Below are 584 nucleotides of genomic sequence, written 5' to 3'. Positions count from 1 at the left end.
CTGGCCTTCATCTACGGCGATTTGATCGTCATCCCGATGTTGCTGGTCTATCGCCAATACTACGGCACCCGACTCGCAGCGATTCTAGGCGCCATTCTGTATATCGCCATGGCGGTGACCGGCTTCGTCGTCGACCTCATTTTCTCCGTCGGCGGTTGGGCGCCCGATTCAAGCGCGGTCGACGTCGGATCGATGGAATTCTTCAGCCTGGATTACACATTCTGGCTGAATCTGATTTTTATCGGTGTCGGGCTCGGGCTCTGGGCTCTGTCCAGGCAAGCCAACGCCCAGTCCCACTGTACCCATCATCACTGATGAAAGCGGCCATGCCGGCGCCAACTATCCGACCGCCATACCTCGATCAAAACCCGAAGGGGGCATCATGAAAGACTCAACAACACATTACGGCCTCGTTAGCCGATTCTTGCACTGGCTGCTGGCGCTTCTGATCATCGCGCAGTTTTCGCTGGTCTTTGTTTTTACATGGATCGCTCCCGAGCACGGGGACGAGCACCATCACCATGAACATCAGGCCGCCAGCCTGCATGAGACGGTGATGATGCTCCATAAATCCGTTGGGGTGC

At 56.3% G+C, this 584-nt stretch carries 2 pseudogenes; both read left to right on the top strand.

The window, feature by feature from the left end:
* Window positions 1-315, top strand: a pseudogene (locus ACS8YF_RS19970) (permease); the annotation flags it as partial.
* Between the two features lie 67 nt (window positions 316-382).
* A pseudogene (locus ACS8YF_RS19965) lies at window positions 383-584 on the top strand (hypothetical protein); the annotation flags it as partial.

The organism is Salinisphaera sp. SWV1 (assembly GCF_052044155.1).
In the GTDB taxonomy this organism is placed as follows: domain Bacteria; phylum Pseudomonadota; class Gammaproteobacteria; order Nevskiales; family Salinisphaeraceae; genus Salinisphaera.
Note: the sequence above shows the minus strand (reverse complement) of the source record. Positions and strands in the feature narration are given on the sequence as shown.